Raw genomic sequence first — 10,683 nt, 5'->3', positions numbered from 1 at the left:
TTTTGGCGAACCTTAGCAATGATGTTAGAGTCTAGAATACATAGATAATGTTTTTTGTCAATGCGTAAGTCCTAAAAATTTGGTTGTATGAGACTAATTAACGAGCTATGCCAAACCCGTATTTCTGAAATACTATTTTAGCGCGATCGCCCGCCAAAAAGTCAACAAACGCTTTCGCAGCAGCCGGATTGCGGCTGTTTCTGATAACTGCCAGCGGATAAACAATGAGCGAATGCAAATTTTCGGCAGCCGTTAGCCGCACAGTTACTTTGTCGGAGGCTGTGGCGTCAGTCGCATAAACTATACCAGCATCAACGTTACCGCTTTCTACGAATGTAAGCACTTGGCGGACGTTATTTCCTAGCACTAATTTTGGCTGTATTTGCCCCCACAATCCAAGTTTATTTAGCATTTCCTGAGCGTATTGTCCGACAGGTACGCTCTTGGGTTCGCCGATCGCAATTTTCTTGATTCTGGCATCTGTCAACTGTTTGAAATCGCTCAAAGCAACACCGTTTTTGGGAGTAATCAAAACTAGGCGATTTGTCAGCAAATTGCGGCGCGTGTCGTTAATTAGCAGGTTAGATTGCTGCAAAGCATCCATTGGGTTGGTGGCGGCGCTGAAAAATACATCTACCGGGGCACCTTGCTGAATTTGCTGTTCTAGAGCACCGGAAGCACCAAAATTATAAGTAATAGTAAAATTCGGATTACTGCTTTGATAAACAGTTTTGATTTCCCCTAAAGCTTTCGAGAGACTGATAGCAGCGGATACGTTTAAGGACGTTTGCTGCTGTGTTGTTGTTGGGGAAACGCTTTTAAACAAGTTCCAAGCAATCAGCAGTGTCAGCCCTACAGCGGCTGCGACGATCGAGTTGAAAATGCGTTTTCTTTCCACAAGGCTGTATTATAATTTGCCCTAGGGCGATCTACACTATCTGTAGTAGTAAGGTGCGCCGCGCACACCTTACAAGTAGATGCTGTTTGTCCAGGATTATCATCTTCTAATGACTGATGACTGCTGACTAATGACTACGATCGCCATTTGACGGAACAGCCTATCGCCTCTGTAGTTGAAGGCTCAACGGGTTGACTGTTGAGCAATTGGTCGATCGCACTCCGCAGATAAGAAACCTGCACCGCCGCCGGATCGTCAGCGTTGTCGTCTATTAAACCTTTATAGCGCAGTTTGCCGTCTTGGTCTAACAAAAAAACCTCCGGCGTTTTAGAAGCCCCAAAACTTTCAGCCACATCTTGAGCAACATCTCGGATGTACGGGAAGTTGAGTTGATTGTTGGCGGCAAAAATTTTCATATTCTCAAAACTGTCGTCGGGATACTGGTTTGCATCATTAGCATTAATCCCGATTAAAGTAACATCTCGATCTTGAAAATCTGCTTGAAGTTCTTTCATACGATTGAGATACAACTGCACGTAAGGGCAATGATTGCACATAAATATCACCGCGATCGCCCGAAATTTTTCTAAATATCGAGCTAAATGGTGAACTTCGTCGTCAACTCCCGGCAGTTCAAAATCGGGAGCGTAGCCGTTAATGGGAGTACCCGTTGTATCCATTAGTAAACTCATGTTTTCAGGAGGTGAAGAGCAGTATTTGCCAGCATGAAAGATGAAACTGTCAGCACGAATAAAATTGGCTGTTGTTTGGCTTTAACTTAATTCTAGCCTTACCAACAGCCTATTGTGATTCGTACTTCGCGATTTATTCCTCGTCTGGCTTTAGCCAACCTTGAGCCAGAGCTTGGTATCCAATAAGTTTGTAGGCTAATTTGGCGGCGGTAAATTCTGAGACTACAGAATCTACAATAGGTGCTAATTCCATAATGTCACACCCGATTACTTCGTAGGACTCGAAGATGCGGCGCAAAAATGCGGTGAGGGAATACCAATTTAACCCGCCCGGTTCGGGTGTTCCCACCCCTGGAATTAAAGTCGGATCGATGCCGTCTAAGTCGATCGTCAAAAATACTCGCTTAGTTGTTATGCTGGCAATTGCCCGATCGGCCCAATCCGGTTGAGTAGCGATTTCGCGAGCTCGAATCACGTTTAGCTGTTTTGCTTTAATTAAGTCTGCTTCTTCCTTGCAGATAGCGCGAATCCCGATTTGCAGTGTGGGCAAGCCCATATCTACAATACGTCGCATCACGCAGGCGTGGTTGTGAATCGAGCCTTCGTATTCGTGCCGCAAGTCGCCGTGGGCATCGATTTGCACGACTGTGAAAGGTTCGTTTGGGTATGCTTGGCGATAACCTTCAACAACGCCGGCAGTGATGCTGTGTTCGCCTCCGAGGGAGATGACAAATTTATTTTCGGTAACTAGCTGATGCACTGCCGCTTGGGTGACTCGCAGCATTTCTGAGGATGAAACCGGTTGCCTGTTGCGGGTATCGGCGATCGGCTCTTGTGTATAAATTCCGACATCGTAGCAAACTTCGGAATCCAATTCTTCGTCGTAGCACTCGAGTTGATGAGAAGCTTCTAGAAGTTTAGCGGGCCCGTTTTCGCACCCCCGGCGGTAAGTGGTGGTAGCTTCGTAGGGAATTGGTAAGATTACTACTTTGGCGGTGTCGTAGTCTGGTACGATTTCTGACCCCAGAAACGGTACGACAGCAGTGGAAATGATCGTTGGCATAAGGGAAATTTTAATACAGCAAAGAAGTCAGCAGGTTTAATCGTGACATAATATCGGCTCTAACTGCAAAGTAGTCATTAGTCATTAGTCATTAGTCATTAGTCAGCAGTCAGCAGCTAACAATGCCCCATGCCCCATGCCCTATGCCCCATGCCCAATCTAAAATCTAAAATCTAAAATCCCATGACATCTTCTACTCCCGCTTTGTCAACACTTATTTCGCCTCAAACTTGGCTGTGGAAAGGCTTTCCGATTTGCTACCAGGCTGCGGGTTCCCAGGGGCCTGCGGTGGTGTTTGTCCACGGTTTTGGTGCGTCTTGGGGCCACTGGCGCAAGAATTTGCCGGCGCTGGCTGCTGATTGCCGCTGTTTTGCGATCGACCTCATCGGTTTTGGCGCTTCTGCTAAACCCGCGCCCAAACTTGAGATTGACTATACTTTTGAAACTTGGGGACAGCTAATTGCTGATTTTTGTCGGGAAGTTGCGGGCGGGCCGGCTTTTTTGGTGGGAAATTCGATCGGCTGTGTGGCAATAATGCAAGCCGCTGTGGATTTTCCCGATATTGCTTCTGGGGTAATTTTACTCAATTGTTCCCTGCGCTTGCTGCACGATCGCAAACGCGCCGAAATGCCGTGGTATCGCAGTTTTGGAGCGCCAATTGCACAAAAAATTTTAAATGTCAAGTGGATAAGTCAATTATTTTTCAAACAATTAGCAACGCCAAAAACAGTAAAAAAAGTGCTTTTGCAAGCTTATCACCGTCCCGAAGCTGTCACCGACGAACTGGTAAATATGCTGCTGGAACCTGCCAAAGACAGCGGCGCAGTGGAAGTATTTGTGGCATTTATCAGTTATTCTCAAGGCCCGCTACCGGAGGATTTGTTGCCGCGTTTGAGCTGTCCGGCTTTGATTTTGTGGGGTACGGACGATCCTTGGGAGCCGATCGCATTGGGACGAGAATTGGCAAAGTTTCCGGCTGTTGAAAAGTTTATTCCTTTGGAGGGAGTGGGACACTGCCCACAGGATGAAGCGCCGGAATTGGTCAATCCTATTTTACTCGATTGGATTAAAGAGCGATCGAGATTTGCCGAAAATCCGCCCCTTTAATCAACAAAGGAATAGGCACTTTAGCTAAGCGATCGGGTTAACTTAGAATTGAGAGTTTTTAGGAGTTGAAGTGGGAGCTATATTTCCGCGATCGCGCCATAGCAACAACGGAATGCTTAACGTTCCTAAAATCATCACAGTTCCAGCCAGAATCCAAACTAGCACAGGATTTGGGCGATAATCACCTCGCTCGATTTGCCAGAAAACTCGATTATAACGCCATGCTGCTAAGGCAATGACCGCAATGCCAAAAACGACCATAACCAGCCCTAAAGTTTCCGAGTTGAATAAGGGAGGGGAGGAAACTTGTTGCTGAGTCACGGTAGCTTGAAATTGACGGAGAAATAAACTGAACCGACTGATCGCCAACCCAAAACCAATTAAAGCCAGTGAAGTTCGTAACCATGCAAGAAACGTCCGTTCATTTGCTTGGTGTTCCCGCTGTCGGTCTATTTTAGGACCGTTGTTCATTAACCCTACCTTTATAAAATATCTTAAGCTTTCCCTCCTTGATTATTGTTTCAGTTCTGATTGCGGAGGGAAGTATCGGTATTGCGATCGTGATTCATCATCACCAAAAAATATACTATCAGTAAATCGACAAAAAAGCGATCGCCTCCATCTCTACCAACAGAAAAGAAGAGGACACAGCATTGCTGTGTCCCTACAAATACCCCTGTTAAAATCCAGTTTAAAAAGACTTAGCCGCACTGCCGGACTGAGCCTTTTTCTCCAACCAATCCTTACCCAATCTAATTGTCACGTCGGACTGCAAAGAACCCGTACTCTCAACCAGCACATCTCCAAAACCCAAAAACTGGCGAATTGCTTGAGCACCTTTAAGATCGCCCTGTTGAGCTACTAGAGTAGTTACCTCCAGCGGTTCGGGCCAAGCTTTATAAACCTGAACATTCCGATAACCGGCTTGAGTCAAATTATTGACAAAAGCTTCAACAGCCGATGGATCGCCGGTACTATCTTGAATTGCCACCTTCAGAAAAGTCGAATCAGCATTCTCAATTGTCCAAGTATTTTGACCGAAGTCAAAATGTTCCGCCACCATAGTTTCGATGGCATATTGGTCTGGCAACCAAAAACTTGCCTTGTAGTCCTTAGAATCGCTAAATTTGCCGGGAACCATCAACATCTGCACGCCAGCGCGATCGGTTTGAGTAGCAAAACCCGCCAAAGCTACCAATTCTTCTATACTCAAATTCGTGTCAAGGTGAGACTGAATCACCGATAAAATCTTCGGTAGTCGAGACAGCAAACCTACATTTACTTCCTGTTCCACAAAAGCCCGCATCAACAATTGTTGGCGCTGCACCCGCCCGATGTCACCCAAATCGTCGTGTCGGTAAAGCAAATATTGCACGATTTGTTCGCCGTTTAGCTTCTGCTTGCCAGCCTTTAAATCTATATATAAATGCTGACTATGATCGGTATATTTCATGTCTTTAGGGACATTAATAGTAATGCCACCCAGGGCATCGACCAAACTTTTGATACCATGAATATTAACTGTGACGTAGCGGTCAATGCCCACACCGCCCAGGAGTCCGCTGACTGACTTCGCTGACGAAGCTGGGCCCCCGTGGTAATTAGCTTCGTTTATTTTCACCTCGCCCCTGCCCTCAACATAGGTGCGGGTGTCTCGCGGAATGGAAAGCACGCTTAACTTTTTATTTTGAGGGTCAAACCTAACCAACAGCATGGTATCGGTTAAGCCCTTAAATGAGTTTTCCCAAACCTCGTGTCCGACATTTTTGTTGACACTTCCTTCGATGTCAGATGTCAGAACTTTAAGTCCTAAAACTAAAATATTAACTGGCCGAGTCAGCTCCGGCATCTTCATGTTGAGCTTTGCCATGTCGCCTTGAGAAAATACTGCTGCTTCTTCAGGGCTCAACTTTTGTTGCTGAAGCGGCGTTGTAGAAAGGGAGACGGCTAGCAACGCTCCGGCTGTGGCTGAGAGCATGGCTACTCCAGCCAAACCAAAACCAAAACCCAGCCAGCGGCCTCGATGGGGCTGGGAAGCTTTTTTGGTTGCAGGTTGAGCAGTTGATTGTTGGATAGGGTCTTGATTAGGAATTTTTTGAGCTGGCACTGGCTTCCTCACACACAACAAAAATAAAAAAGATAATGGCAATATGTAGTATCAAGCTGAAGACGCACTCAATCAATAGGGTAGGGGCTTAAAAGAACCCTAAATTATGATAAATGTTTGCCCACCACTTGCTCGGCTACGCGGCTAATTCCGGGCAACCATAGCGGTTGACGCTTCCAGAGGCGAACCATCAGTCCCAGAGCAACGATGAAATAGCTGGTTGTTAGCAGGCTACTCATTAATAACATGGGAAGTGTCGGAGATTCCGCAGAAATCGCTCCAGCTTCTAAAAGAATATGTCCTAAGAGCCAACTAAAAGCAAGGGCAATTGCCAAGCGGCTGATGGCTTTGCGTTCGGGACTACCCTGACGGCGGTAAAGAGTCCACAGGGCGGGGAAAAAGCCGATGACTGGGATCATTAATACAAACAGACTGGCACGATCGAGTTCAGGATTTTCTAAGGGATCGGTTTTTTTCATAATTCGGTACTCAAAATTTGCAGAAGGTCAATCGATTTTAGATTTTAGATTTTAGATTTTAGATTGAAGCATTGACCCCACGGATAAATTCGGGGGGCAAGTTTCATCGGATACAGGTTTTTTATTTCTCCACGGATGAATTTGGGGGCTTGTATCCTGGATGCTTTCGGTCGGATTTTGCACACAAGTTATTTGTTAGAGGGAAAATTTATATCCTAAACCAAAATTCGGATAGCAGGGCTGGTGCGATCGCCAAACTTGTCTGTCAGAGGCAAAATTTTTCGGTGCTGGGGATCTCGCGACCGATCGTTGGCAACTTTTCGACCCGGAGACCCGTATTTTGATAAACTGGATACAGCACAGCAGTCAGGAGAACAGACTTAGCCATGACCCAATCCCAAAAACCCATCGTTATTGCTCCATCCATATTATCAGCCGATTTTAGCCGTCTTGGAGAAGAGATTCAGGCTGTCGATCGAGCTGGGGCTGACTGGATTCACGTAGATGTGATGGACGGTCGCTTTGTTCCTAATATTACTATCGGGCCGCTGATTGTTGAGGCAATTCGCCCCGTTACTACCAAGGTGATCGATGTCCACTTGATGATTGTGGAGCCGGAGAAGTACGTCGAGGACTTCGCTAAGGCTGGTGCTGACATTATTTCGGTTCACGCCGAGCATAATGCTTCGCCTCACTTGCACCGCACCCTCGGCCAAATTCGGGAATTGGGCAAAATGGCTGGTGTGGTTCTGAATCCTTCGACACCGCTGGAGTTGATCGAGTACGTGCTGGAACTGTGCGATTTGGTGCTGATTATGAGCGTCAATCCCGGCTTTGGCGGTCAAAGTTTTATCCCGGCTGTTTTGCCGAAAATTCGCCAGTTGCGTAAAATGTGCGACGACAAGGGCCTCGATCCTTGGATTGAGGTAGATGGCGGTTTGAAGGGGAACAATACTTGGCAGGTTCTGGAAGCGGGCGCAAATGCGATCGTCGCTGGTTCTGCTGTGTTTAAGGCGAATGATTACGCAGCGGCGATCGAGGGTATCCGCCACAGCAAGCGCCCGACTCCTGAATTGGCTGCGGTTTAATCAAAGATTTTTCGAGTTTTTCTGGTTTTTCTCGTTCCCAGCCAAAGCAGGCTGGGAACGCATTTTTAGACTCGGTTTCCCAGACTCAGGAATTACTTATTTCGAGACAGAGGCGAGAATGCTTTCCATCTCAGAAAGCTCGACCGCCCCGGAGAAAGTTTGACCGTTCATAATAAAGAAGGGAGTGCCTTGAATGCCCAGTTGTTGAGCGAGTTGCACGTCTTTCTCAATGGCGGCTTCGGCGGCGGGGCTGTTGCGATCGGTGTTGAATTTATCTAATTTTAGATTGAGCTTTTGGGCGATCGATGCGTACAATGGTTCGCCTAACTGTTTCTGCCCCTCAAACAAAGCGCTGTAATATTCCCAGAATTTGCCCTGCTGTTGGGCAGCCCAAGCTGCTTTAGCTGCTGGCAGCGCTTGAGGGTGAATAGAAGTCAAGGGTAAATGCTTGTAAGCTAAAGTAACTTTGGCCTGGTGTTTTGCCATAAACTGCTTGACAGTATCGTGAGCGCGCGCGCAAAAGGGACATTCAAAGTCAGAGAATTCTAAAAGTACAATCTGCTGCGAAGCTGAACCCGTGGTGGGAGAATTCCCGATCGAAGATTTGGGATTAGTTTTCATCTCCTGCAAAAATGATTCCTGCGCTGCTTTGAGAGACTGCTGCTGCTGTTGCTGGTACCCTTGTACCGACTCTAAAATTGCTTGCGGATTTTCGCGGATCACCTGCAAGACTTGCTCTTTGAACTTGGGATCGACTGAATTGCCAGCCGCTGACTGCGCGGGGGAACAACCGATAAATACCAGGCAACCTGCCAGGAGTACAGCCAAGCAGAAGGCTTGCTGGCTGCGGAGTTTTCGCCAAATAGTGGATAAGTTCATCTTTTTTTTCTGATTCACGACAACACTTAATCCTACATTTAATTTTGCGGAGTGTCAGGTATACCGCTGTTGACTGCTGTGCAGTTATTTTTATCTGTGACCAATATTTATTCAGTAGCAATCGGTAATTGGTAGTCGGTAATTGGCAAGGGGTGTTAATCACCCGAACACCGACTAACCTAATAATTAATATTTAAATTATTGGAATTTATTATAATATAATTTCGCATCCAACGACTCCAATAAAAAAGGTTTGTAGTGAGGGCTTTAGTCCCGATCATATTCTGAGGACTCAAGTCTTAACTACAAACGCGGTCATGGTTATTTTACAGGACGAGATATAAAATATAAAAGGACGATCGCCTGGGCGATCGTCCTTTTATTTGCTGCACGTATTATCAGTTTGTAGGCTTGTCTGAATCCAAGACTATTTGCGGTTGTTTAGCCATTTAGCAGCAACTATTCCCAAAATACCCGCAACAACTGGATTGCCCAAAAACTTCATCAAACTCGGCTGTTCGGCCAGCACTTCTCGGAAAATATCCGGGTGATTGTGATAGGTAAACGAAGCCAGCTTGGTAACATCGTCAGCATTCATGCGGCTGGCGTGGTGGGTAGAAAGTCCTAGCTGCTTTTCCAATTGGCGATCGTCCAATCCTCTCTTGCCCAAATGCTTGAAGAATTCGCGGGCTACATCGTCGCGTTCATTTGGCTTAATTTGGGCGATCGCCTTTTGCAATTCGGGTTCCAACTGAGCCGGCGGGAGCGAGTCGTGATTCAGGGAACGCCCGAATAATTGTTTGCGCTGAGCGGGCGAAGTTCTCTGAGCAAAATCGTCAAAGTTTTCGTAATCTTCACCAGTTGTCTGCGGCATCATTTCTCGATCGCCCTGGGCTAAATCGTTCATGATTTGACGCTTGTAATTATCGCTGCTACTCATGGTAACTCTCTTCCAATCTACACAACATTTCAGTCTTAAATTGAGATTGTTTCGCCTTCAAAAAACTGCGGAATATTAAACCGCCACGCGGCTATCATTTAAGCTTGCTAACTCGGTCAAGACTTGTATTCAATCTGATTTGATTGCTGGTCGTACTTAGCCGTCAGAATCAACTTTTTGTCAGGAGCGTAAACCAAAACACTTACATCCTGATTTGGGAAATTGCGGTGAAAACCTTGTGCTAAAGATTTCGCCAAATCTTTCACTTCAGTCGGGCGGACTTGCGGGGTAATTACCACTCCCAATTTGTTATTGTCGCGCACGTAAGCATCCTGAACCAGACCCTGAGCCGTCTTTGTTACCCATTGACCAAAATCTTGACCTGCGGCGGTATTGCCACGTTCTAGCTGCGCGTAATAACCCTGACTGCCGCCACTTGCTACAGGTACATCAGTCGGTTTTTGGGCTGAAACGCTGGGCGCGCAGGCAGTAGTAACTGCCAGCATTAATACCAATAGTAAGCCCGCAATTATTTTGCGACTCTGCTGCAATAAACTCACCTTTTTTCCTCCGTTCAGAAAACATTTGGCATAATTGAAAGGGTCAGGTTACTCGACCCTCTCAATTAGTATTAGGCTTAGTCTAGTTTCTTTTTGAGCTCATCTTTTACATCTTCGATGGCGTGACCAGCTTCAGCTTTTGCCTGCTTGGCTTTGCCTTCTGCTTTATCCTTCGGGTCGCCAGTAACATTGCCTAGGGCTTCTTGAGCTTTGCCTGCGATGTTGTCGCCAGTTGCATTTGCTCTATCTTTAGTGGTCATTGGTTTCTCCCTATCTGTATGTAATCAGACATTTTCTACTTAATAAACTCATCATAGGTAACTAGGAGCTGCGTTGCACTCTACCTCTAGGAAGAAACAATGAAGAAAAAATGAAGAGGGAACATGGAAAAGTTATTTTTCTGTCTTGGAGAGACTGCCACTTTCATACTTATAGCCCACATTCCCCACTTCTTAACATAGTCAAAAATATGTTGACGAGAAAACGTCATCCTAGAAATTTAATTGCCAACATATTCTCTATAATTAATGACTATTGAGAACAAAAAAACACTCCTTAATAAAAACTCATATTTCTACATATCAGCGTTCTGCTTGTAGACAAAGAATTACAGCCATTTCTTACCAAACAATCCCCAATTAATGTTAAGACCTGGGGAATGTGGGTGATAGGTTTTTTTCACCGTTTCTGGTGGCTGCAACGAAGTATTTCTGTAAAAAAACTGGTGGATGGTCAACCCCGCTTCCCGGAGTTTTTTTTCACACCCAAAATAATTTAAAATTATAAATTTTTTGGGTTCTTCCTTACTTGGTATGCTAAATCAATAGCTAAATCAGTCAAAAAAATTGAAAAAATATGTCAAAATATCAA

The 10,683-nt window shown here is 45.7% G+C and carries 12 protein-coding genes; 2 read left to right on the top strand and 10 right to left on the bottom strand.

Annotated features, from left to right (window positions below):
- Positions 1–97 precede the first annotated feature (97 nt).
- From modA to speB, 3 genes are all read right to left on the bottom strand, one after another.
- Complete coding sequence (gene modA, locus QUB06_RS32905) at positions 98–898, bottom strand: molybdate ABC transporter substrate-binding protein (protein ID WP_333438835.1); 801 nt, start codon at positions 896–898, stop codon at positions 98–100.
- A 134-nt stretch (positions 899–1,032) separates the two neighbouring features.
- Positions 1,033–1,590, bottom strand: coding sequence for a thioredoxin family protein (locus tag QUB06_RS32900; protein ID WP_333141494.1), 558 nt, complete (start codon positions 1,588–1,590; stop codon positions 1,033–1,035).
- Positions 1,591–1,723: 133 nt separating this feature from the next.
- Entirely contained in the window at positions 1,724–2,653 is a 930-nt protein-coding gene (speB, locus tag QUB06_RS32895) for an agmatinase (protein WP_333438834.1), read from the bottom strand.
- A gap of 183 nt (positions 2,654–2,836) precedes the next feature.
- Here speB and QUB06_RS32890 point away from each other — a divergent pair, with 183 nt between their 5' ends.
- Positions 2,837–3,760, top strand: a complete 924-nt coding sequence (locus QUB06_RS32890) for an alpha/beta fold hydrolase (protein ID WP_333438833.1) — start codon at positions 2,837–2,839, stop codon at positions 3,758–3,760.
- Between the two features lie 42 nt (positions 3,761–3,802).
- Here the strand turns inward: QUB06_RS32890 and QUB06_RS32885 are convergent, their stop codons facing one another.
- The 3 genes from QUB06_RS32885 to QUB06_RS32875 all read right to left on the bottom strand — a co-directional run bounded on the left by QUB06_RS32885 (position 3,803) and on the right by QUB06_RS32875 (position 6,346).
- Entirely contained in the window at positions 3,803–4,231 is a 429-nt protein-coding gene (locus tag QUB06_RS32885; protein WP_333438832.1) for a DUF202 domain-containing protein, read from the bottom strand.
- 220 nt (positions 4,232–4,451) lie between these two features.
- Positions 4,452–5,867, bottom strand: a complete 1,416-nt coding sequence (locus tag QUB06_RS32880) for an LCP family protein (RefSeq protein WP_333141510.1) — start codon at positions 5,865–5,867, stop codon at positions 4,452–4,454.
- Between the two features lie 104 nt (positions 5,868–5,971).
- Positions 5,972–6,346 (bottom strand): hypothetical protein, encoded by a 375-nt coding sequence (locus QUB06_RS32875; RefSeq protein ID WP_333063371.1) that lies wholly within the window; start codon positions 6,344–6,346, stop codon positions 5,972–5,974.
- 386 nt (positions 6,347–6,732) lie between these two features.
- On the opposite strand from QUB06_RS32875, the gene rpe reads away from it, so the two are divergent.
- Complete coding sequence (gene rpe / locus QUB06_RS32870; protein ID WP_006632078.1) at positions 6,733–7,434, top strand: ribulose-phosphate 3-epimerase; 702 nt, start codon at positions 6,733–6,735, stop codon at positions 7,432–7,434.
- A gap of 96 nt (positions 7,435–7,530) precedes the next feature.
- Here rpe and QUB06_RS32865 read toward each other — a convergent pair whose 3' ends face one another.
- From QUB06_RS32865 to QUB06_RS32850, 4 genes are all read right to left on the bottom strand, one after another.
- Positions 7,531–8,313: a DsbA family protein gene (locus QUB06_RS32865; protein WP_333290741.1), complete on the bottom strand. Its 783-nt coding sequence runs from the start codon at positions 8,311–8,313 to the stop codon at positions 7,531–7,533.
- A gap of 427 nt (positions 8,314–8,740) precedes the next feature.
- The gene (locus QUB06_RS32860) at positions 8,741–9,253 is read right to left on the bottom strand and encodes a hypothetical protein (protein WP_333409538.1); all 513 of its coding nucleotides are present in this window, start codon (positions 9,251–9,253) and stop codon (positions 8,741–8,743) included.
- 116 nt (positions 9,254–9,369) lie between these two features.
- Complete coding sequence (locus tag QUB06_RS32855; RefSeq protein WP_333438831.1) at positions 9,370–9,813, bottom strand: hypothetical protein; 444 nt, start codon at positions 9,811–9,813, stop codon at positions 9,370–9,372.
- Between the two features lie 77 nt (positions 9,814–9,890).
- Entirely contained in the window at positions 9,891–10,073 is a 183-nt protein-coding gene (locus QUB06_RS32850) for a CsbD family protein (RefSeq protein ID WP_333237135.1), read from the bottom strand.
- Positions 10,074–10,683 lie beyond the last annotated feature (610 nt).

Origin of the sequence: Microcoleus sp. D2_18a_D3, assembly GCF_036702455.1 — a bacterium.
Classification (GTDB): Bacteria; Cyanobacteriota; Cyanobacteriia; order Cyanobacteriales; family Microcoleaceae; genus Microcoleus.
This window is presented reverse-complemented; position numbering and strand designations above follow the sequence as displayed.

What these genes read in the sequence shown, in the direction of transcription:
- QUB06_RS32860 (WP_333409538.1), bottom strand. Translation starts at nt 9,253, where the DNA reads ATGAGTAGCAGCGATAATTACAAGCGTCAAATCATGAACGATTTAGCC.
- QUB06_RS32850 (WP_333237135.1), bottom strand. Translation starts at nt 10,073, where the DNA reads ATGACCACTAAAGATAGAGCAAATGCAACTGGCGACAACATCGCAGGC.
- QUB06_RS32885 (WP_333438832.1), bottom strand. Translation starts at nt 4,231, where the DNA reads ATGAACAACGGTCCTAAAATAGACCGACAGCGGGAACACCAAGCAAAT.
- QUB06_RS32865 (WP_333290741.1), bottom strand. Translation starts at nt 8,313, where the DNA reads ATGAACTTATCCACTATTTGGCGAAAACTCCGCAGCCAGCAAGCCTTC.
- speB (WP_333438834.1), bottom strand. Translation starts at nt 2,653, where the DNA reads ATGCCAACGATCATTTCCACTGCTGTCGTACCGTTTCTGGGGTCAGAA.
- QUB06_RS32875 (WP_333063371.1), bottom strand. Translation starts at nt 6,346, where the DNA reads ATGAAAAAAACCGATCCCTTAGAAAATCCTGAACTCGATCGTGCCAGT.
- rpe (WP_006632078.1), top strand. Translation starts at nt 6,733, where the DNA reads ATGACCCAATCCCAAAAACCCATCGTTATTGCTCCATCCATATTATCA.
- QUB06_RS32900 (WP_333141494.1), bottom strand. Translation starts at nt 1,590, where the DNA reads ATGAGTTTACTAATGGATACAACGGGTACTCCCATTAACGGCTACGCT.
- QUB06_RS32890 (WP_333438833.1), top strand. Translation starts at nt 2,837, where the DNA reads ATGACATCTTCTACTCCCGCTTTGTCAACACTTATTTCGCCTCAAACT.